The organism is Paraburkholderia flagellata (genome assembly GCF_021390645.1).
Classification (GTDB): Bacteria; Pseudomonadota; Gammaproteobacteria; order Burkholderiales; family Burkholderiaceae; genus Paraburkholderia; species Paraburkholderia flagellata.
The window spans coordinates 638,929-662,166 of the sequence record NZ_JAJEJT010000001.1 but is presented as its reverse complement, the minus strand read 5'-3'; the positions used below and the strand labels follow the sequence as shown (position 1 = coordinate 662,166).

Annotated in this window: 9 protein-coding genes; 6 read left to right on the top strand and 3 right to left on the bottom strand. The window is 61.0% G+C overall.

Annotation, left to right across the window (positions count from 1 at the left end; translation table 11 throughout):
- The first annotated feature begins 364 nt into the window (after positions 1-364).
- Complete coding sequence (locus tag L0U83_RS02880) at positions 365-1,504, top strand: hypothetical protein (RefSeq protein WP_233880328.1); 1,140 nt, start codon at positions 365-367, stop codon at positions 1,502-1,504.
- A gap of 169 nt (positions 1,505-1,673) precedes the next feature.
- On the opposite strand, the gene L0U83_RS02875 is transcribed toward L0U83_RS02880, so the two are convergent.
- From L0U83_RS02875 to L0U83_RS02865, 3 genes are all read right to left on the bottom strand, one after another.
- Positions 1,674-2,870, bottom strand: a complete 1,197-nt coding sequence (locus tag L0U83_RS02875) for an acyltransferase family protein (RefSeq protein WP_233880326.1) — start codon at positions 2,868-2,870, stop codon at positions 1,674-1,676.
- A gap of 195 nt (positions 2,871-3,065) precedes the next feature.
- The gene (locus L0U83_RS02870; protein ID WP_233880324.1) at positions 3,066-4,937 is read right to left on the bottom strand and encodes an HAD-IIIC family phosphatase; all 1,872 of its coding nucleotides are present in this window, start codon (positions 4,935-4,937) and stop codon (positions 3,066-3,068) included.
- Positions 4,938-5,492: 555 nt separating this feature from the next.
- On the bottom strand, positions 5,493-6,431 hold the full coding sequence (locus L0U83_RS02865) for a glycosyltransferase family 2 protein (RefSeq protein WP_233880322.1): 939 nt from the start codon (positions 6,429-6,431) through the stop codon (positions 5,493-5,495).
- An 844-nt stretch (positions 6,432-7,275) separates the two neighbouring features.
- Between L0U83_RS02865 and L0U83_RS02860 the strand changes: the two genes are divergently transcribed.
- The 5 genes from L0U83_RS02860 to L0U83_RS02840 all read left to right on the top strand — a co-directional run bounded on the left by L0U83_RS02860 (position 7,276) and on the right by L0U83_RS02840 (position 22,926).
- Positions 7,276-7,986: a 4'-phosphopantetheinyl transferase family protein gene (locus tag L0U83_RS02860; RefSeq protein ID WP_233880320.1), complete on the top strand. Its 711-nt coding sequence runs from the start codon at positions 7,276-7,278 to the stop codon at positions 7,984-7,986.
- Between the two features lie 433 nt (positions 7,987-8,419).
- Complete coding sequence (locus tag L0U83_RS02855; protein WP_233880318.1) at positions 8,420-18,364, top strand: non-ribosomal peptide synthetase/type I polyketide synthase; 9,945 nt, start codon at positions 8,420-8,422, stop codon at positions 18,362-18,364.
- Positions 18,365-18,367: 3 nt separating this feature from the next.
- Positions 18,368-20,671 carry a condensation domain-containing protein gene (locus L0U83_RS02850; RefSeq protein ID WP_233880316.1) on the top strand — a complete coding sequence of 768 codons (2,304 nt, stop codon included), beginning with the start codon at positions 18,368-18,370 and terminating at the stop codon, positions 20,669-20,671.
- Between the two features lie 31 nt (positions 20,672-20,702).
- A complete protein-coding gene (locus L0U83_RS02845) occupies positions 20,703-21,899 on the top strand; it encodes an SGNH/GDSL hydrolase family protein (RefSeq protein WP_233880314.1) in 1,197 nt (398 codons plus the stop codon).
- A 40-nt stretch (positions 21,900-21,939) separates the two neighbouring features.
- Entirely contained in the window at positions 21,940-22,926 is a 987-nt protein-coding gene (locus tag L0U83_RS02840) for a cupin-like domain-containing protein (RefSeq protein ID WP_233880312.1), read from the top strand.
- Positions 22,927-23,238: the final 312 nt, after the last annotated feature.

The window sequence follows — 23,238 nt, the reverse complement described above, 5'->3', positions numbered from 1 at the left end:
TCGGATTAACGATTGCCCGCAGCGCGCAGTTCCCGCCAGTCAGACTTTGTTTCCATTGTTGCCTGGTTGGACGACGTACGCTGGCGCACAGACCCGCAAAGAGCCACGCGCTACGGTTCTCCATTGATTGGGATGAAGCGCTGTGCGGCCTTCCGAAGAAGCAGCAGACAGTGTTCGCGCTATGGGCCAAACCATCGTGGGCTCCTCACGCCTCATCGCCGAATGCACGATTACCCGATCGTCTTCAGGATCAAGATCCGCGCGAGTTGCGCTGCGATCGGCCGGGGAATTCGAAGATTCGCCCCGTGTTTGACCAATAACCCGCTGTGACAATTGATGGCCAGTAGCCGAATTGGGGGCGCACTTGAAGCTAGAAGATATGGCGAACGTTACCGACGACAAGGCGTCATCTCTATGGGGCTTGTCCGCAGCCACTTGTTTCCTATTGGTTCTCGCGTTCAGCGGAAAAGCCGGCTCATTTTTCTGGGACTACCACGTCTATGAGAAAGGCTTGAGTTGCTATGCGCAGGGACCGAACCCCTATGCGTGCGCATCTGGCGACTTTCCATTTGTTTACCCGCCGATCTTTCTCAAGATATTTTCCGTTATCGATTTCCCCATAGCGTTTATTGCCCTGATTCTAATCTCAGCAGCAGGCTTCGCCTCCATTAGCGTTAGTCTCAAGTCTTTTATTCCCTATCATCGCCTGGCTCCTTGCCTGATTCTTGGCTTCCTGATTGGCGGATCTGGCTTTGCTTCGATCCAGACGGGAAACATAAGCGTCTTCGCACACCTTCTCCTCGTGTCGCTTTCCTATCTTCTTTACACGAAACGGTCAATCTACACCTTGGCGCCGCATGCGATCGCGATCATATTGTTTTCTGCCATAAAGCCCTACTTCCTTGCCTATGCGTTGCTTTATCTATTTCTGCCCCGCCGCAGTTTGTTCGCTTTCGTCGCGGTACTGCTATCGGTTGCCGGCATCTACATAGCTCAACCTGCCCTTTACCCGCAACTGTGGGCGGACTTCCAGGTCGCCATCTACAATCAGATCATCCAGCATGGGGACGCAGGGTTGACAATTTTTGGCGTGTTTTCCAGGTTTGGGATGGGAAAAGTCGGCTTTCTTGTCCATCTTCTTCTGATGCTTCTCGTCGTACTGGCATCAGCAACTCTTCGCTACAGGCATGGGCAACGCTCTGTGCAGATCAGCTCCGCGAGCGAGTTGTTTTATTTCCTCGCCATCCTCATTCTGCTGAACCCGAGGTTGATGTCGTATGATTTCAGCGTTTTTGCGGTCTGCCTCTATTTGTCCATGATCCTTTCATCACGAGGTGATGGGTGGGTGGGACTATTTTTAAAGGTTTTCCCTTTCCTGACCATCCTGCCTCTATGCCTCGAAGGATTGTTTGATATTCGAGTTCATTCTTTAACCTACTACTTCCTCGCGACCTATGTCCTGCTGATTGCGGCGGTGGCCTGCCATTGGCCCCTCCGTACCTGATGGACGAAAGCACTGCCATCATCGCTCACGAGAAGTAATTTCGCACCGGCGAGAATCGCTCCGCGCTCGAATCAATTCCAGGATACAGCTGCAGGCCGATGTCCCACGCTGACTCGAACACTACTGCCTGCTGCTAATTTCCGTGAAAGTGGAAGCAGCGCCAAGGCAGTCAAAGCGACTCTTCCAAAGCACCGCGCTTCGTAAATATTGCCTGGCGCACCCACTTGCTAACACTTTCGGTGTACTCCATGGCAGGCTTTTCGATCAATCGAAAGGTCGTATAGCTAACCAGAATCAAGACGGGGGTGGTCAGCAGGATCGTGAACCAGTGCTCCAGAGGGGTGAACGTTCTCGCGCCTTGCCTTCCAATGACAAGATTGAAGAGCGCAAACAGAATGAACCCGTGCAGGAGATAGATGCTGTAAGCGAGCTCCCCCAGCATGCGGGACAGCCGACTGGTTAGCGTGCCGAACAAGGTCGCGCCACCCGCAATCACTGCAAAACTCAGCGAAAGGAGCGCTAACGGGATCCGCGCGTACGTCGTTGGAAACAAGGTGATCGCCACGATGATCGCGGCAATGGCAATGAGCGAAACAAAGCTCTTTTGAGAAAGGTTGCGGAACCAAGCATGGCGACAAAGAAGTGCCGCAATGATCCCTCCAAGAAACGGCGCCAGAAATCTTGATTCTGCGTGAAAGTGAACAAGGTCAAGCACGCCAACAAATCCGATTATCAATACCGCAAATGATGGAATCGCTCCGATCGCGACTGCGAGGAGCGGGAGGCAAAGATAGAATCCCCATTCATAGGCGAGTGTCCACGGTACGCCCGATAGAATGAGCTTCGTGCCCTCTACCCCGTTTAGATCCGGCTCACCAAAACTGGAAAAACCTATCCATCTCAATGCATTTACCACCAGCGTCAAAGGAGATTGCGCTAGCGTGAAACCTGACATGCAAGCAACGGAGACGAAGAGAAGCAGCATGGCGAACAGATACAACGGCGTCAGCCGCAGGACTCGGGAGACGTAAAGCTTGACCCAGTCAACCCCTTTCTCTTTGTCATTGATTATTTTTGTCGAAAACAAAAATCCGGTAATCATGAAAAACAGCGACACGCTTGCTCGTCCGATATTTGCCATGAAATTCGATGGGGGAGAGTCAAACTGAGAGGTCTTTAAGTAGAAGTACCATATGCAGGAATGATGCAGAAAAACGAAAAAAGCCAGGTAACCTCTCAATCCGTCAATCGTTGCAAAGCGCCCTACAGCGCTGGAGGTGCCGAATCGCCAGATCAAAACCCTGGCAGTAGCAAGCGCAAGGAGTACCGCGGCAAAAACTGGGAAGGGACTAGTCGGGCTTATCATTTCTTTTTGACCTCTCAGTCAGACCTGCTCTGCGCGAGCGCCAAATCAGCATACCGGGCCTTCCCACCCAGAAGTCAGTGAGTTGTCTTGAAGTGTTGCCGAACACTCATTGAGTCTCGGTCGTCTTCATAGGGCGCCGTGGATGGCGATCGAGACGCTTGCGTTGTTCTGCAAACGCCTCAACCAAACGCTGCACTAAATCCGCACAGGAGGAAACTCGGCCGCGCCCAGGTTCTCAATCTCGATGTAGGACGGAAACTCGTTCGCGGTGCGCGAGTACAAACCCGCCGCCGTTTGGGAGAACCCAAGCCGTTTGAAATAGTCGTGGCAGGTCGCATTCCTTCCGGTATCGACTAGCTCGGCGCGCACCTCAGAGCCCGCCTTCAGCGCCAACCGCGTCGCGATCGCCCCGACGACCAGTTCAGCGCCAAGCCCGAACACGCGGCACGACAGGACGACCTGGACGATCTTCTCGCCGTTGATCAGGCAAACGGAAATGATGCCGTTGTCGATCAACTTGTCCCGCAGGGAAGAGACCACGCAATACCCGCCGCGGTTTATGAACGTCTCAAACTCCGACCGCTCCCATCTTTTCCCTGTCGTGTTGAATTGATTTGTCTTGTTGATCAGTTCGAACGCGCGATCAAAGTGCCTGGATTGTGGCGTCTTGATCAAGAAGAATGACTGGCGAAGTTGTAGCGAAGCTAGCCACTCCTCCCGTGAAGCACCATTGTTGGCGTCGGCGCTGGCTTCGCGCTGCGAGATCGCGCGCACGAGTTCTGTGCGGCGCGACGACTCCTCGGTGACGATTGTGACCTGCGTTTCGGACGATCGCAGAATGATTCGCCGCCAGTCGTAATGATTGCCACCCAGGCAGCGAATGGCAGGGATCGCCGCTTTCACCTCCGACAACTCACGGTCGTTGTCGTCGATAAAGACACAGTTGCCCGGAAGCAGATTGACCTCCTTGATGATTTCAAGAATGTTCTGCGACTTGGGTTTCCAATTGATTCGGACGCACGCGAAGTCATCCATGGTGATGGCGCCGCGCCAGATGGCGTTGAATCTTTCAATGGTGGGCGCCTCTTCATTCTTGCTGCAAATTGCCAGCAAGCCGCCGCGCTTCTTGAAGAACATCAGCGCCTCGGCGAGACCGATAGGCCAGCCTTCAATACGTTGATCCAGACTCACGCTCTCGCCTTCTGCAGCAACGCCTCGCCACATGGTGTCGTCGAGGTCGACGATAATCAGCTTCACCGGGTCGCGCTGCTCGATGACCTTGACTATTGTTTCTATCCGGGACAGGAACGTGAGGGTAAATTCGCGGGACGCGACCTCATAAGTCACGATGTTTCCGATTGCTTTAGGCGCAATCAGTCGATTCGCGTCAAGCTTGAAGTCCCAATCGTTGATGAACGAGGCATGAGAGCTGCTCAACAGGACATCGTCCTGCAGGTGTCGGCGGCCGATGAAATTCAATATTTCGTTGGCGTCGAGAAAATAGCAATTATTCGTCTTGCGCACAGTATCGGACAAAAGCCGGTTGATCTCGCGTACCAGATTCCCAGGCGATGTCATATCGAATTGATCGATGAGATCACCGTCGTAATTGAAGCTCGGCTCGAAAAACGACATGAAGACAATCGGAGCCGTCGTTATCTGCGCAGCGACCTGCGCCACCTTCAGAGAGATATATTCACGTGTTCCTTCCAGGAGCGCGCGAGCATCATCGTCTGAACGCAGCCGTGAGAAAACCATGTCCACTACGGGTTCAGGCGTTTGCGTCACTTCGCCCAGGATGTGGCGCAGCGTGAGATTTACGACGACGACATCATCGGTTGGCGCGGCATCCGGCACTGGAGCGTGGCGTCTCGAGCCCATCAATATGTGTCGGATGTTGTGCCCAGAGTTCGCGCTCCGCTTGGCGAGCATCTCTACTGAACACGTGCCGAGCAACAATATATTGAGCTTGCGCGAATGGATCGCGAGCGACGTCGGCGGCAGCGGTAAGTTGACCTGTTTATCGGCGACGGACGTGTAAAACAAATCGCGGACAAATTGACGCATTTAGGACCTCGAAGTCGAAATCATCGCGACGATATCAGGCGCAGTCTCTCGGTTCCGAGTGCCATCGATGCCGCAACGTGACGTGAATGATGGTCTGGTTGACCTGGCGTGCGGATTACACAAAGCGTGCTCGCTCTCTCCACGCGCTGCCTGTATGGACCGTCTGATTAAAGCAGAGCGCGGCTGCACCATCTGTGCGCCGACATACACAACCCCGATCGGGTGCAGCGCACGCGACACAGGTGGCGTGTCACTACGTTTACAAACGTCCTCGACGCGGGAGGCGGCAGTTGCATCGGACAACGGCTTGGGTGCATGTGGCGTCCCGCCAGCGGGCAGGATCGCATGTCAATGAGCACACACGCGGACCAGGCTGGCCATGCACCACGCTGAAACATGGCATGTGCAGATCACGGAGCCAAAACGGGCAAGAAACAGCGCTTGACGGGGGCTTCGAGCTTCAGACGGACAGTCTGGCGGGGGGGGGGGACGAAAACGGTTATGCGAGATTACCGGGTTACACCTATGCCTTTTATTTTTCAAGGCCGCCACATTTCAAGTCGAATAATCTCGACCCGGGATTATCCGTCTCAACTGCTTCATTAAATTCACACCTCCCCTTCCGACAACCAGCCGCACAAACAGCGACGCCCAATCCTTGCGCGGAATCTCCACCTCTCTCAATAAAATCCTCTCGATGATGGCAAACCTCAAGGCAATACTCATTTTCTTATAAATCAAAACATTAAAGATAAATGAGGAAACATGCCCCCTGGACATCAACCGGCTATATTTTTCAAAAAACACGAGACTCGGCTCACAACTGGTCGCCTTCGATATTCTCGCAGGACTTTCTCCCAAAGCATATTCCACCAGTGCATCGTGTAAATAGACAAATACACAGCCGGCCATTTCAGCTCGAATGGCAAAATCCCAATCCTGGTGACGACGCAACGATCCATCGAAACTGATTAGCGGATACTGATGACGCCACATCATGATCGATGAAGTCTGAATATAGCCTCCCTCCAACAGGATGAAATCAAGCATCGGCTGACCATCATAGGGAGAGAGGTTGCCCAGGATACGCTGGCTCCCGTCGGTTAGCGTGACGTTACTGAAGAGCACCTTCGCCTCGTTCCCGGCAGGCTTGGGGCCAAACGCTGCGATACAGCGTTCAAGCTTGTCCGGCAGCCATCGGTCATCCGAGTCCAGGAACGCTATCAGATCGCCGGTGGCCTCCTCAATGCCCTTGTTTCGACACCACGCTGCTCCATGATTCTCACTCTCGCGAATCAAGCGTAAAGCAATGTCATCTCCGCAACGATTCGGCAATTCGAAGTGCAATCCCGATGCGTCATCTATGACGATGATTTCCCGCGGAACAACGGTTTGGCTGGAAATTGATTCTATGGCCACCCAAAGCAAATCAACGCTATTGTAGTGTGGAATTATCACACTAACGTTATAGACATTGTCAAAATCACTCCGCATCCCGCACCTCGAATCTGAATTTCGACAACTTCCTCATGCAAAGAGTAAAACTATCGGGCTTGGTCGGGTAGCACGTCAATCACACATATTCTTACCGTTCCTTACCGGAAACATATCCATCGACTGCAAATCTCTCAAATAAATATTACATAATCATTAATACTACTTTCCAATTGCATACAAATGCGTTTGGCAAACCTTGTCGCTGCCGCTTTTGGCCCAGTCTTTTCGAGCGGCATTGGGTTGACGCAATTCAATTACGAACGCCGCCGATGGGCATTCCGAAAGCAGAACCAGTAGACGATGTAGCCTGGCGCCGCATCGAGTCGCAAAGGGCCATGCCGCCCAGCGACTTTCTGAGAGCCTCACAGGTTTTGGATCGACGCCTTGTTTCGAAAATTGCCCCGTCGGCTCGCCGACCAACACATGCCATGCGCCTTGAGCGTGTCCTGAAACAGCCCGCTGCGACATCTGGCAAGACGTAGTTCGAGTTCGTTGCAACGATGTACTGGTGCTCGCGCAAAGTACGCACGAACGCCGTGCAGCGTCGTTGCATCACGCTATGACAGATCGTAGGCCCTGTCCCCAGCATCGCTCCGTGGGTTGTCCAACACATTCGCGCGAGTTGTTTCTGTACATTCGCCAGTAAGTCCGCCGCTCATCCCGGCAACACCGCAATGGGACCAACGAGCACGGTCTCCGCTAAGCGACTCAACCGGACGGCGCGATTCGCGCCGCACTCGCATCCATGTTTCCGCACGAAAATCGCACTGTTACACGCGTCGCCCCTATGTTGCGTCCCATAGAATCGCCATTTCCCAGCGCAAGTCGAACCAGGCTATCCATGTCCGCGTCGCCGCTCACACCGCCCTCCGTGCAAGAAGTCCATGTCTGGCAGTGGGACCTCGATGTTTGCGGTAGTGAATTTGATTGGTACTGGGAAATGCTTTCCGCGCAAGAGCATGAGCGCGCCAGCAACTTTCGCTTCGAGCGGCATCGCCGCCGCTATGTGACCGGGCGAGGAAAACTCAGACAGATCCTTGGCCGCTATCTCGCTCTCCCCCCGAAGGCACTCGCACTTGAGTATGGTCCCGAAGGCAAGCCGTTTTGCACGAGCCAACCCGCCGGATGGACGATCTGCTTCAACCTGAGCCACAGCGAGAATACGGCGGCTCTCGCCATTTCGAGCGGTTTCGAGGTGGGCATCGACGTAGAACATATCCGCCCGATCGAGGAGAGCATGCCGCTCCAGGTCTTCTCCGCACGGGAGCATGAACAATTCGACGCGCTCCCGCCCGCAGATCGGCAAGCGGTCTTCTTTGAAACCTGGGCGCGCAAGGAGGCCTGCCTGAAGGCGCTAGGCACCGGCTTCATCCTGCCGCCGGAGCACTTCGAGTTCGATCTTTCCGTTCACGGCGACACGACACCCCGCTTCGTCGGCGGCGCGGCGCAGGAAGCCTCGCATTGGCGCATTCGCGCGCTGTCACCGAGTCCGACCTGCGCAGGAGCGGTAGCGGCCCGCCACACTGGCTGGTCGGTCATCGAAATGAACTGACCTGACAAGGCCACGGGCGAACCCCTATCGTCCCGTCCCGCGGCTCGTTCGGGTTGTTGCCACGCACAACAACGCACACGAATCGCCGGCCCTCGCCTCGAAGCAACGCACACTCGGCCACCCCCGCGATCGTCGCCAAACCCGCCCGCATGGGGCAAGGCGGGGCCCAAGCCTGCGCGCCGATGCACCCGCGCCGCCCGGTGCGAAGTGTTGCTGCAGCACATCGTGTGTGCGACGGCGAACGGATAGGCTTCCCGCAGAAGATTAACTTCCTCCTACAGCAAATTCCAAAGTTGGGACACAAGCCAGGTGCGCAAAGCGACCTGCTGCTTGCGCTTCCCATGACCGGATGCAGGTCTGCGCCAGCGCCGCGAGTCTCTCGCCAAGCCTTGCTCAGCACCGGACCTTCGTCAAAATTGTGGGGGAGTAGCAAATGTCACACAGAGATGGACTTTCAGGCGTTTTGCCGGGCGGGACCGATCATGTGCCTGGCGTGGCAGCGCGCTTCGATGCCATATGCGCCGAGTTCGGCAATCATCTTGCTGTGATTGACGCCACGGGCGAGGAACATTACGCCGCCCTCGGCGAACGTTCGGCACGGCTCGCGACCGTCCTGCACGAAATGGGACTGGAGCCGGGCGAGCGCTGCGCGATCATGGTCTCGCGCAGTCGCGACACGCTGGCTTTGATGCTGGCGATCCTGCGCCTGGGCGCCGTCTACGTGCCGCTGGACCGCGCCTATCCCAAGGCGCAGCTCGATTTCATCGTTTCCGATTGCTCACCGAAGCTCATCGTCGCTGAAGCGGCGGCGCTCGCCAGCGTTGGCGAGCTGAACGGCGTTTCGGTCGATCTCGAGCATGTCGTGGCGGCTGCTGAGGCTGCAGAGCCCGCGCCGCTCCATGCCTGCAGTCGTGACGACGCTGCCTACGTGATGTACACCTCCGGTTCGACCGGCAAGCCCAAGGGCGTGATCGTGCCGCAGCGCGCGATTCTGCGCCTCGTGCAGGGCCAGACCTTCACCGGGCTTTCGCCCCACACGCGCTTCCTCAACCTCGCGCCGCTCGCTTTCGATGCGAGCACGCTGGAGATCTGGGGACCGCTCCTGAACGGCGGCTGCGCCGCCATCATCAACGAGGTCCAGCCCTCTCTCGACACGATCGCGTCCGAGATAGCGCGACTCGGCGCTACCAGCGCCTGGTTCACGGCTGGCCTCTTCAATGCGCTCGCCGACTATCGGCTGGAAGCCTTTCTTCCGCTCAAGGAGGCGCTGACGGGCGGGGACGTGCTGTCCCCCGTCCATGTCCGCAAGGTCATGGAGGCCCATCCGGGTCTGCAGATCATCAATGGCTACGGGCCGACCGAGAACACGACCTTTACCTGCTGCTACCGCATTCCGCGCGACGGCGAGTCGCTCGCGCATGGCGAAGCCATTCCTATCGGCTACGCCATCGCGGGTACGAGCGCCTACATCGTGGACGACAAGCTCGCGCCCGTTGCCGATGGAGAAGTCGGCGAACTGGTCGCGGGCGGTGACGGTGTCGCGCTCGGCTATCTCAACCGACCCGACCTGACGGCCGAGAAGTTCGTCGACGATGTTTTCGCGCCCGGCGCCAAGCTCTACCGCACCGGCGACCTCGTGCGCCGCCGCCCGGACGGGGCAATCGAATTTCTCGGCCGCAACGACCGGCAGATCAAGATTGCAGGCAAACGCATCGAACTCGACGAAATCGAACATGCGTTGCGCGTGGCGCCCGGCGTGGCAGACGCAGCCGTGGCGGCATTCGAGGGCCGCAACGGCAAGGCAATCGCGGGCTTCGTGAAGGCCGATGCAGCGGACGCCGCGGTCCTCCTGAACGCAATCCGCGCTTACCTCAAGTCCGCTTTGCCCGATTACATGATGCCGACGGAACTGCGTGTCCTGCCGGATTTTCCGCTGACGCCCAATGGCAAGATCAACCGCAAAGCGCTGCTTGCGACAATCGATACGCAATCCGAAGCATCTGCAGCGCCCTCCCCCGTGGACGACGACATTGCCGACAAGCTCGCGTCCGTATTCGAAGGGCTGCTCGGCAAACCCATCGATCGCCGCTCGAACTTCTTTGACCTCGGCTTGCGCTCGCTCGATCTGATGCGCGCGCACGCGATCATCGCGCGCGACGTCGCGGCCAAGGTCGCACTGGTGGATCTGTTCCGCCATCCCAATGTCGAGGCGCTGGCTTCGCATCTGCGCACGACGCTCCCGCTAGTGAACAAAGCGGCAATCCGTCAACGCCGGGACGTGCAAAGCGGAGCCATTGCAGTCGTCGGCATGTCCGGACGGTTTCCGGGCGCCCGCAACGTTTCCGAACTCTGGGCCAACATCCTCGCGGGCCGCGACTGCATCACGCATTTCGACGTGACGGAACTCGAAGACAGCTTCGACGACGGCTTGCGCCGCGATACAAGCTACGTGAAGGCACGGCCGATACTCGCGGACGTCGACCACTTCGATGCGGGTTTCTTTGGCATGCTGGCGCGCGAGTCGGCGTTGACCGACCCGCAACAGCGCCTCTTCCTCCAAATCGCGTGGGAAGCGTTCGAAGACGCCGGATACGACCCGGCGACGATCACCGGCGCTGTCGGAGTGTTCGCCGGCACGTCGATGAACACGTACTTCCTCAAGCACATCCTGACCGATCGCGCGGTCATCGACGAGTTCACGAGCCAGTTCCAGATCGGCGAGTATCAAAAGCTCGTCGGGGCTGGTGATTTCGTCGCCACCCGCACCGCGTACAAGCTCGGGCTCACAGGGCCGGCCATTTCCGTACAGACGGCATGCTCCACGTCGCTCACCGCGATCAGCCTCGCTGTCGAAAACCTTCGGGCGGGACGCTGCGACATGGCGCTGGCCGGCGGCGTCTCGATCACCTTCCCGCAAAAGCGCGGCTACTTCTACGAAGAAGGCGGCATGGGCGCGCCCGACGGCGTATGCCGTCCGTTCGATGCAGATGCAAAGGGCACGGTGTTCGGCAGCGGTGCGGGCGTCGTCCTGCTCAAACGTCTCGAGGACGCCATCGCCGACGAAGATCCGATCTACGCCGTGATCCGCGGTGTGGGCATCAACAACGACGGCTCCGACAAGGTTGGTTTCACCGCGCCGAGCGTCGACGCCCAGGCCCGCGCCATTGCCATCGCGCACGCCGAGGCCGGCATCGATCCTTCCTCGATTGGCTATATCGAGGCCCATGGCACGGCGACGCCGCTCGGCGATCCGATTGAATTCGCAGGCCTTGTGCAGGCTTTTCGGCTCGGCGGCGCGGAAGGCGGCCAGTTCTGCGCGCTCGGTTCGGCGAAGGCGAATGTCGGGCACCTCGACGCTGCCGCGGGTGTGACGGGTTTCATCGCCGCGTCGCTCGCCCTGCGCAACCGCACGTTGCCGCCGCTCACGCATTTCCGCTCGCCCAACCCCGGCATCGAGCTCGCCAACAGCCCGTTCTTCTTCAACGTGGCCGCGCGTCCCTGGGCTGACGGCGCCGCGCCGCGCCGCGCTGGTGTGAGTTCGCTCGGCGTCGGCGGGACGAACGTGCATGTGGTGCTGGAGGAGGCGCCTTGCCGTAACGTCCCGGCCGAGCAAAACGAAGGACTCCAGATCCTGCCGCTATCGGCCCGGAGCACGGCAGCGCTCGAACGCGCGAAGGCAAATCTCGCCACGCATCTCGCAGCCCATCCGGAGATCACGCTGGCAGACGTAGCCGCGACGCTGCAAACGGGCCGCCGCGATTTCGCGCACCGCGCCGTCGTGGTCGCCGAGAACGTGGAGCAGGCCCAGGCCAAGCTCCAGAAAGGCGCGATCGAAGCACAGGCCCCGCAGGCCGCGCCTGCCGTCGTTTTCATGTTTCCGGGCCAGGGTGCCCAGTATCCGGGCATGGGAGCCGCGCTCTATCGCAGCGAGCCGGTCTATCGTCAGTGGATCGACAAGGGCGCAGAGGCGCTGGCTCCGCATCTCGGCCTGGACATCCGCACGCTGCTGTTGAGCGAGGCGCCGGAGGGCGACGATACTCCGCATCCCATCCGCTCGACGATCTACGCGCAGCCGGCGCTTTTCCTCGTCGAATATGCGCTGGCGCAGTTGTGGATCTCGCGTGGCATCAAGCCGGCGGCGATGATCGGCCATAGCGTCGGCGAACTGGTCGCCGCTTGCGTGGCGGAGGCGATCGCCTTCGAGGATGCGCTGTGCCTCATCGCACAACGCGGCGCGCTCATGCAGTCGGCCGAACCTGGCGCGATGCTGGTCGTGCGCCTGTCGGAGGCCGAACTCAACCCCATGCTGCCTGGCGACGTCGATCTCGCCGCGATCAATGCGCCGACGCTCAGCGTCGTGGCAGGCCCCTTCGCAGCCATCGAGGCATTCGAGGCCACGCTCAAGGCGCGCGATATCGAGCATCGACGTCTGCACACGTCGCATGCGTTCCACTCGCGCATGATGTCCGGCGTTGTCGACGATCTTGCCAAGGTCGCGGACGGCCTTTCTTTCGCGAGGCCGAAGATTCCGTACGTGTCCTCCGTGACTGGGCAGTGGGCGGCGATGGACCAGCCGGTGTCGGGACAGTACTGGGCCAGCCATTGCCGCAACGTCGTGCGCTTTAGCGACGCGCTGGCCACGGTCACGGCAGAGGGCAAGCCGCTCCTGCTCGAAATCGGCCCCGGCCGCACGCTCTCGACCTTTGTCCTGCAGGGCTTGCCCAAGGACCGGCATCAGGGCGCGATTGCCTCGTTGCCCGATTTCGCGACGCGCGAGCGCGAGCTTGCCGTCCTCGCCGAGGCGACCGGGCGCCTGTGGCTAAACGGCGTCAAGCCGGACTGGAAAACGCTGCGGGCCGAAACCGGCCGACGCGTTTCGCTACCCACCTATCCCTTCGAGCCGGAACGGCACTGGATTGACGCCCCGGCAACCGCCTCTTCACGCCAGCCGACGACCGTTGCCCCAGCGATTGCCGCACAAGCCTCGTCCGAAGCCCTAACCGATATTCCTCAGACCGCCATGGCCCAAACCGTCCAAATCGACCGCAAACCGCGTCTCATTGCCGAACTCGCGTCACTGCTTGCCGAGATGTCCGGCGAGGCTCCGGATACGTCCAATCCGGACGTGACCTTCTGGGATCTCGGTTACGACTCGCTGTTCATGGGGCAAGTGTCCCGGCAGCTGCGCCGCCGCTACAACGTCACGATCAGCTTCCGGCAGATCATGAGCGACTATCCGACGCTGCCCGCCCTCGCGCAGTTCCTCGATGGCGCAATGCCGCCTGACCCGGAAGTGCCTGCTGAGCCCGCGCCTGTTGCTGCGCCGGTCGCTGCGCCGGTCGCCGCTCAAGCAGCCGCCGCGCCGGTCGGCGTTGCGGCAGTGCCGGTGGGCACGCCGGTGGCAGTGCAGGCGGCCATTGCGCCGGCCACGGGCGACCTCCAGTCGGTGATCCGCGACCAACTCGCCGCGATGCAGTCGGTGATGGCGCGTCAGCTCGAGGTGCTGCAAGGTGCGCCGCTGGCCGTCCAGCAGCCCGCAGCGATCCAGATTCCCGCGCCGGCCGTCGCAGCCGCCCCGATCGTTGCAGCCGCGGCGCCCGCACCTGTCGCCGCGCCCGCGCACGCCGCCGGCCCGGAGATCAAGTTCGAGGAGAATCGCCCATCGCGCTTCACCGCGTACAAGCCGGGCGCCACGCATTCGGCGCAGATGACCGACGCCCAGAAGGCGTTCATCACCGATCTGGCGGCGCGCTACTCGGCCAAAACCGCCACCTCCAAGGCTCGCACGCAGTCCTACCGGGCGGTGCTTGCCGATCCGCGCACCGCCAGCGGCTTCCGCGAGGAATGGAAGGAGCTTGTCTATCCGATCGTCGCTCAGCGCTCGAAGGGCTCGAAGATCTGGGACGTGGACGGCAATGAATATATCGACGTGGTCAACGGCTACGGCCAGACCGCGTTCGGCCATACGCCCGATTTCGTGGTCGAGGCGGTCAACGCGCAATTGGCCGAAGGCTTCGCTATCGGGCCGCAGTCGCCGCTTGCTGGCGAAGTCGCGCAGATGTTCTCCGAGATGACCGGCCATCAGCGTGTCACGTTCTGCAATACCGGCTCGGAAGCCGTGATGGCGGCAATGCGTCTCGCGCGCACGGTGACCGGCAAGGACAAGGTCGTCTGCTTCGACGGTGACTATCACGGCCAGTTCGACGAAGTGCTCGTCAAGCCTGGCAGTGAAGCGGGCGTGCCGCGTGCGTTCCCGCTCGCCCCCGGAATCCCGCAGACCTCCGTGGGCAACATGGTCGTGCTGCCGTACGCCCGCCCCGAGAGCCTCGAATGGATCAAGGCCAACATCGACGACATCGCAGCGGTGCTGATCGAGCCCGTGCAGTCGCGCCATCCCAATCTGCGTCCGAAGGAGTTCGTGCAGCAGTTGCGCGACGTCACGGCGGCCAATGAGTCGGCCTTGATCTTCGACGAGGTCGTGACGGGCTTTCGCGTCCATCCGGCTGGCATGCAGGGCCTGTGGGGCATCCAGGGCGATATGGCGACGTACGGCAAGGTGGTCGGCGGCGGCCTGCCCATCGGCGTGCTTGCGGGCACCACGCAGTACATGGATGCGCTCGACGGCGGTCAGTGGCAATTCGGCGATGCTTCGGTGCCCGAAGTTCCGCCTACGTTCTTCGCGGGCACGTTCGTGCGCCACCCCGTGGTGCTGGCTGCAATGAAAGCCGTCCTCCTGCACCTCAAGGAAGCCGGCCCGGCGCTGCAGGAAGGGCTCGGCGCACGCATGAACGGGCTCGTGCAGCGCGTCAACGCGCATCTGGAAAAGGTCGGCATCGCCGCGCGCGCGGAATCCTTCTCGAGCTGGTTCTATGTGAATCTCGCGGGTGAGGATCGCCTCGGCAGCCTCTTCTATCCGTATATGCGCTACCTCGGCGTTCATATCATGGAAGGCTTCCCCTGCTTCCTGACGACGAGCCATTCGGACGAGGACATCCGCAAGATCGGCGACGCCTTCATCGCGAGCATCGACGCACTCCAGCGCGTGGGCATTCTCGGCGCCGCGCAGGACGTCGCCGCCTCGGGTGCGCAGGCCGAACCGCCGCTCACGCAGTCTGCGCTCACCGAACCCCAGAAGGAAATCTGGATGTCGGCTCAGCAAGGCCACGAAGCTTCGCTCGCGTTCAATGAGTCGTTCACGCTCGAACTCAATGGCAAGCTGAACGAGGCCGCGTTCGAACGCGCCTTCGCCGCGACCGTTGCCCGCCACGATGCGTTGCGCGTTCACTTCTCGCGCGTCGGCGACACGATGTTCGCGGATGCCGCGACGACGGTTCCGCTGGTCCCGATCGACCTTTCGACTCACGCCGATCCGGCAGGCGAACTCAAGGCCATCATCGACGCGGAAGCCCGCGAGGTGTTCGACCTGACCCGCGCTCCGCTCGCGCGCGCCGCACTGGTGCGCCTCGAAGCGCAAAAGTGGGCGTTCGTGTTCACGGCGCATCACATCGTCTGCGACGGTTGGTCGATCAACATCATCCTGCGCGATTTGTCTGCCCTCTACGCGGCGGAAGTCTGGGGCACGCAGCCGGAACTCGACGAAGTGCAGAGCTTCCTCGCCTTCGCCAAGGCACAGGACGAGATCGGTGTGGACAAGGAAACGCGCGAATTCTGGATGAACGTCCATCGCGACCCGGCGCCGCAACCCGATTTGCCCGGCGACCGCCCGCGCCCGGAGCGCAAGAGCTTCAACGGCGCCTCGACGACCCGCCATCTGGGAGCCGACCTTCTCAAGCAGGTCAAGACCGCTTCCTCGAAGCAGGGCTGCTCGCTGTTCGCCTCGCTGTTCGGCGCGGCCCAGGTGCTGTTCGGCCGTCTGTCCGGCAACGACGACGTTGTGATCGCCGCGCCGATGGCTGGCCAGTCTCAAGCTGGCGAAGCGCTGCTGGTGGGCCACTGCGTCAACTTCCTGCCGTTGCGCGTGAAGTTCGACCGCGAGAAGCCTTTCGCCACCCACATGAAGGCGGTGCGCGATCACCTGTACGACGCAGGCGACCGCCAGAACTACACCTACGGTGCGCTCGTGCGCGATCTCGGCATCAAGCGCGATCTCAATCGGCTGCCGCTGACCGATCTGCAGTTCAACCTGGAAAAGGTCGACGGCGAACTCGACATGGCAGGCGTGACCACGCACTTCACGCCGAATGCCAAGGCCTACAGCAACTTCGATCTGTTCCTGAACGTGATCGAATCAGCGCAGGGTCTGCGTCTCGATTGCGACTTCAACACCGACGTCTATGACGAAACGACGATCCAGCGCTGGCTCGGCTACTACGAAACCTTGCTGACGGCGATCGCACGCGATGCCGAAACGCCGGTCGCAGCACTGCCGCTGCTCAACGAAGCCGAAATCCATCATCTTCGCGACGAGCTGAACGCATCCCGGCGCGACTACGATCTTTCGCAGACGACGCCGGCGCTGATCGCCGCGCAAGCGTGGCAGGCCCCGGATACGACGGCCGTGTCGGACGAATCGACGAGCCTGACCTATGGCGAACTCGATGCGCGCGCGAACCAGATCGCCCGCCGGCTCATGGCAGCGGGGATCGCATCGGGCGAACGCGTCGCCATCGCGATGGAACGCACTGCGATGACCGTGGCCGCCATGATCGGCGTATGGCGTGCCGGCTGCGCCTACGTGCCGCTCGACATGACGATGCCGCCTGCGCGCCTGCGCCAGATTCTCGATGGCGCTGGCATCGCCGCCGTGCTCAGCGATGAGGGAAGCCTCACGTTGCTGGAACCGGGCGCGCATCGCGTGCTGGACGTTGAGGCGCTCCTCGCGCAAGACGACGACGAGACCGTGACGCTGCCCATCGTAACGGACGCGGATTCGGCCTACGTGATCTTCACGTCGGGCTCGACGGGTCAGCCCAAGGGCGTGGAGATCGGCCATCGCGCGCTGAGCAACTTCCTGCTGTCGATGGCGCACGCGCCGGGCTTTACGGTCAGGGACAGCATCGTCGCGGTGACGACGTTCTCCTTCGATATCTCGGGTCTCGAACTGTTCCTGCCGCTCATCGCCGGTGGACGGACCTTCATCGCGGGCCACGCGGAAGTGCGCACTGGCTTCGAGCTGGTGACCCGCCTGAAGGAAGAAGCCGCCACCGTTCTCCAGGCGACGCCTTCGCTATGGCGCATGCTGCTCGAGGCGGGCTTCAAGGCGCCGAAGGGCTTCAAGATCCTGTGCGGTGGTGAGCCCCTGCCGCGTGACCTCGCCGACGAGTTGCTCGCGACCGGCGCGGAAGTGTGGAACCTCTACGGCCCGACCGAGACGACGATCTGGTCTTCCGCCTCGCGTGTCGTTGCAAACGCACCGGTGGTGATCGGCGCGCCGCTCGCCAATACCGACCTGCACGTGCTGACCGACGACCTGCATCTGGCGCCGGTAGGCGTGAGCGGCGAACTGTGGATTGGCGGCGAAGGCCTCGCAAAGGGCTATTTCAACCGCCCTGACCTGACTGACGCCGCGTTCAAGCCGGTCGCCATCGAAGGCGCTGCGACGCGCCGTCTCTACCGTACCGGCGATCTTGCGAAACGGCTCGCCGACGGCTCGCTGCAGCACCTGGGCCGCCGCGACCAGCAGATCAAGCTGCGCGGCTTCCGCATCGAGATCGAGGATATCGAGGCCACTCTTCGCAAGGCGCCCGGTGTTGCCGCAGCCGCCGTCGCCCTGCATACCGTGGGCGACAGCCCGCGCCTCGTGGGCTACCTCGTCGGTGCTGGCGCTGACAAGCCCGACCAAAGCGCGGTCGCGGCGCATGTTGCCGGTCAACTGCCGACCTACATGGTGCCGACGCTGTGGATGACGCTCGACGCCCTGCCTCAGACCACGAACGGCAAGCTCGACCGCAAGGCGCTGCCCGTACCGACGGCCGATATGGTGGCCGCACCGGTGCGTCAGCCGCATGCCGCGCTCAAGGTCGTGCCGCAAGCGCCGATGCCCGTCGAACCGGCGGCCATCGAACCCGAGGCGAGCGAACCGGCGCAGAGCGTCGCCGCCGTGGCCGAACCCGTGGCCATGACGCCGACGCAGGCCACCATCGCCGCGATCTGGGGCGACGTACTCGGCCTCCAGCATGTTGGTATCGACCAGAAGTTCTTCAGCCTCGGCGCAGACAGCCTCCAGCTGTTCCGCATCGTCGCGCGGATGAACGAGCGCGGGCTGGGTGTGGATGCGCGTCAACTCATGAAGAACGTCACGATCGAGCAGTTGGCCGCGAGTCTTGACGGCACACACACGGACGAGCCGGCCGAGGCCCCCGCCGTGGCGAGGCCGTCGATCCTCAACTTCAAGCGCAGGATTGCAGAGGGAGCCTGAGCGATGAACGGGATAGCCTTGAATATCGCACCGGTGCAGGAGGTCGAGGCGGGCCACGCCCTGTTCCCGGCGACCGCCTGCCAGGTACGCTACTGGCACGAGCAGAAGGCGTCGCCGAAGGCCTCCGCGCTCAACATCGCCTTCCGGCTGCAATTGTCGGGGCCGCTCACCGCCGCGAGCATCGAACAGGTGCTCGGCGAACTGGTCGCGCGGCACGAGATATTGCGCACCGGCTTCCTGATGACGGGCGCGGGGCTGCGCCAGCAGGTCTGGAGCCGCGCCCCCTTCCGGCTCGAGGTGGTGGATCTCAGTGGCCTGGACGACAAGGCCGCTCTCGAAGCGGCCCAGCGGGTGGGACTGGAGCAGGCGCGCACGCCTTTCGAGTTGTCGTGCGCGTCGTTCTTCCGGGCCGTGTGGTTGCCAAGGTCGAGCACGCAAGGCGAGTTGCAGCTGACCTTCCATTCGCTCGTGATGGACGGCTGGTCCTTCGCGATCCTCGTGCGCGAACTCGTGGAAGGACTCTCGGCGTTGGGCGCGGGCCATGATCCCGATTACCCCGACGTCGACCTTCACCACGGCGACTACGCGCTGTGGAAGGGAGAGTTCCTGGCCAGCGGTGCGATCGATCGCGCTCGCGTCCATTGGCGCCAGGAACTTAAGGGCTTCAGCCGTTTCGATGTTGCGGGCGATCGCCCCCGGCCGCCGGAGCGGCGCTTCCAGGGTGTCATTCGCTCGATTCTGTTGCCGGACGCTCTGAGCGAACGCCTGATCGCGGCCGCCAAGGCGCAAGGCGTGACACTCTTCAGCGTTGCCGCCGCGGGTCTCGCAATGTCGCTGCAAAAGGCAACCGGCCAGGCCAAAGTCGCGATGGGCACGCAGATGTCGGTGCGCGATCAGCAGGAACTCGAAGGCGTAGTCGGGCCGCTCATCAACACGGTGATCCTGCGTCTCGACGTGACCCAAGGCAGCACGCTTGCCGATATCACAGCGCAGTGCGGCGCCAAGCTCAGCGACGCCATCGAGCACCTTCACCTGCCGTTCGAAGAGATGATGGAAATGGCGGGCGACGTGTCCGATATGAATCGGCCGCCGCTATGCTCGGTCAACTTCGCCCTGCAGCAAAGCTTCGTCGGCATGGGCGACGAAGTTCGCCGCGAGGATTTCGCCGCGACGACTTCGCCCTCTTTCAACGCGGGCGCGCTCTACGACCTCAACTTCTTCATGGTGCGACGCCCGGAAGGCTGGCGCATCTCCTGTGAGGGCGACACCGATCTCTACGACATCCAGACGATCGACCAGCATCTGGCCAAATGGCGCGAGGTGCTGGAAACCGCCGAAGTCACGCCGCAGCGGCCGCTCGCGCCCGCAGCCGGGAACGACACGGCGCAAGTCGCGGGCGGCGTGGGCGTCAGCGGGTTCCTCAGCCGGGCCGAGCTGGAGACCAAAGCGCACAATATCGTGCGATTCAACGAGGATGGAACGCAAACGCCCGTCATCGTGCTCAACAACATCGCGGTCCTCTATGAGCTGGCCAAACAGGTCGGCGACGAACGACCCATCGTCGATGTTCCCATGGTGCCGAAGACGCCTCAGCCCAACTTCCCGTTGCGGGCTTTCGAGGACATCGCCGCGGACGCCGTGCGACTCATCAGACTGATCCAGCCGAAAGGCCCGTATATCCTCATGGGCTACTGCGTGCTGGGCGCGATGGCGCTGGAGGCGGCCCACCAGTTGCGACGCGAGGGCGAAACGGTGGAACTCGTCGTCCTCACCGATTCCTGGTGCCCGGGTTACCGGGAGACGATGTCCTGGCGCGATCGCCTGTTGCGCAAGTTCCAGGTGCGCATGGACGACATCCCGCGCGACTTCCGCCTCGCAAGACGCGGCGAGATGTCGATGATTGCGTTCCTCCAGCAATTCCGGACAGTTCGCTTGCTTCGCCTCACCCAGCTTGCGGTGAAGTTCGGCCTCCTGAAGAACGACAGCGCGAACAACATGATCGACGACAACCTCTGGTACGGCCGCAATATTGGCTATCTGCGCGAACAGCAGGTGCGGTATCGCCCGAAGCCCTATGACGGCAATGTCCAGATCTTCCGCAGCGGTCAGGTACTCAAGGGCCGCCTGTTCGCACACGACATGGGCTGGGGTGAGGTGGTCACCGGCAAGCTCGTCGTCACCGAGGTTCCCGGCATGCACAACCAGATGTTCCGCGCGGCCGGCGCTGCTGTCATGGGCAAACAACTGCTTGAACGTTTCGCCGAGACAGTGCGTGGCGAACAAGAAAGCGCCCTTGAGGGGCCATGATCTCGATGCGTCACACCAGGGTAAGTGGCCTATGTCCCGTTCGCGCAAGTTACTACTGGTCGCATGTTTCGGCGCACTGACCGTAGCCGGCCTTTTTGCCAAACTGGCCGTTCCCAGCCTGTTTCGTCGCCCCGCCACCGCCGTTGCTGTCGCGGCGGAAGTCCCATCGGGCACGATACGGTTTGCCGTGCTCGGAGACTCCAATAGCGAGTCCTACCATGACACGCGAGGCGGCAAGTGGAGCGCGACCACCTGGCAGTGGACCGAGGTCCTGGACCAACTGCGTGGTGCGCAGATCGACCTCGGCGAATGGGGGACCTGGGGAACGGGCAAGTACCGCGCCATTGTCGACGAAGCCCTCGGCTCCCTATCCCGCACGCCCCCCAAGGCGGACTACCGCTATAACTTCGCGATTAGCGGCGCGACTTGCGACCAACTGATGGGAAAATCGCAGCGCCAGGCGATCCGTCTCGTCGATTTGATGGACACAGAACCACAAGCGTGGCGAGGCGGCATCGTGTTCATCCGGATCGGTGACAACGATCTCAGCCACCACGAGCTATTTGACGAGTTGTCGCGCGATCCCGCTGCACCGGGGCCCGCGGCGGTGATCGACGCCTGCCTCAAGTCAATTGGCGAAGCCGTCACATTGATCCGCAAATCTCACCCGGATACCTATGTCGTACTCTCAACTGCCGCCAGCGCCGCGGATTGGCCGGGCGAGTTCGACAGCTGGCAATCCGCCAGAGAGATCGCCAATATCGATGCCGGCGTTGATCGCTTCAACAACGGCTTGCGCGCGCTCGCCGCGGCAGATCGCCATGTCTACGTTCTCGAAGATAACGCGTGGTTCAGAAGCATGTGGGGCCAGCGTGACGCTCAAGGTCGTCCAGATTACAAGACGGTTCATCTGTCGGCTGGCTGGGACATCACCAATACCTCCGGCGACGATCCGCACAATGTCTTCCTTGCAGACAGCCATGCCGGCGTAGCCTGGAATACGCTTTGGACACAGTACCTCGTCACCTCGCTGAACAGCGCCTTCGGAATGCATATCAAACCGATCACGGATGCCGAGGTCGTCGAATTTCTCCGACCCAGCTTCAAAGCGGCCGACACAGCGTCAGTATCCCGCAATGAACCCGCCAGGGAAACCGGCCAATTCCGGGTAAACGCCAAAACGGGTTTGGATGTTCGTCAACGCACATCAGACCCACAGGCGCAATAGTAGCCTGCAAGCAGTGTTCCCCTACCTACGAAGGTGTGCCATGTCTGTGATTAGCGATGGTACGGTGTTGGCCAATGCATCACGCCAACTGACCCCAGACGACAAAATCCTGCACGCTTCCAGCACCGAATTCAAAAGCAAATTCAATCTTCATCCATTCAAGTTCAATCATGTATTGCATGAGAGTGGATTGTTCGAGATCCCGAGGATCGCCGAACTCGCCCAGCGGATGGTTGAAAAGAATGGAAACGCTCGCGCGATCAACTTCAGGAATAGCGCGCTGGATGCCAAGTTCAGCGCCATGCCGCATAGCAAGCAGCTGGCCGAGGCGTTTGCGCGCGTTCACGAAGACGCCTCATGGATCAAGCTCACTCAGGCGCACCTTTTCGATGCCGACTATGCTCAGGTCCTGGAGAAGATCACATCCGAGCTCGAGGATTTGTCCGGGTTCCCGCTGCGCAGCGACATCACGCTGGTGACGATGACACTGTTAGTCTCCTCGCCAAACATCTCGACGCCCTTCCATATCGATCACGAAACCAACTTCCTCTTCCAGTTGCAGGGCTCGAAGGACGTGTGTCTCTTCCCCCCAGCCGATCGCGAGCTGGTGCCGGACCAGGAGGTGGAGCGGTACTACGCCGGCAACTTTGAGGCTGCGCGCTATCGCCGTCAATTGCAGAATCGCGGAACGATTTACCGGCTCAACCCGGGCGAAGTGGTGCATCACCCGTCATTGGCGCCCCACTGGGTCAAGAACGACAACAATATTTCCGTGAGTATAAGCATCAACTACTGCATGAGGTCTCTCGAGCAACGCGCCAGGGTCTATCAGGCCAACTACGTTCTGCGCAAGATGGGCTTGAAGCCGCTGCCGCCCGGAGTTTCGCCATTGCGCGACAGCCTGAAAAGAAAGGTCATCTCGACGCTGGAACACCGTGATCCCAAGACCTTTGCGGAAGTCGTTCACTGGCCGGTGACCCGATTGAAGTCCCCGCTGGATGCGGTTCTGCGCCTCGTCAAACGCTGAATCGCTGCGTCGTTGCGTGCCGACCGGCAGGCGTGAGTGCCATGCCGGGACGGCGATCAGTGTGACCGAGCGCACGAACGGTGGCCGCGCATCGCTCTAGACTTTGAGTGAGTGCTCTTCGGACTTTGCAGCAAGTCCTGAACAGACAGATCGCCGGCGCAAGCCGCGAAGAACGCTTGCGATGAAATCGCTACACCAGCCGGGCAAACGCGGCATCTCCGCGAGGTAACCATGGACTATGTCGGCCGACCTCACTTTCTGGTTCCGGAAACGCTTCTGAGGGAAGCGCTGACCTCGCCGGCAGCTTCGCGC